At 46.6% G+C, this 313-nt stretch carries 1 protein-coding gene; it reads left to right on the top strand.

The annotated features are described in order from the left end of the window. On the top strand, positions 1-313 hold a 313-nt coding region (locus tag A0J57_RS27115), incomplete at both ends, for a hypothetical protein (protein ID WP_235600965.1).

Genomic DNA, 313 nt, shown 5'->3' with positions numbered 1-313 from the left:
CTATTCAAGCCCTCGATTTGCAAGTTTCAGGGAACACAGTCGGCGGCACCACATCCAATGGCACAGATATGGTGCTTTCCAATTCTGGTACCATAAGCGGATCAAGCATCATCATATCAAGCGCTCCTGGACAAGACTTAAGATTAATAGGAGATGGGAATGGGAGTTTCGTTGGAACACTTTCGAGCTCTTCGCCTTTACTAATTACAGCTCCCGTTGATCCTTTAGGACGCCAACCAACCATTACTCTAGGACCAGGAAATCAAAGCTTTCTATTAACAAAAGATGGCGCGCCCGGCGGCCAGTTGAATAT

This window comes from Sphingobium sp. 22B, from assembly GCF_001580035.1.
In the GTDB taxonomy this organism is placed as follows: domain Bacteria; phylum Pseudomonadota; class Alphaproteobacteria; order Sphingomonadales; family Sphingomonadaceae; genus Sphingobium; species Sphingobium fuliginis.
The sequence above is the reverse complement of the archived record's forward strand: the minus strand, read 5'-3'. Positions and strand labels throughout refer to the sequence as shown.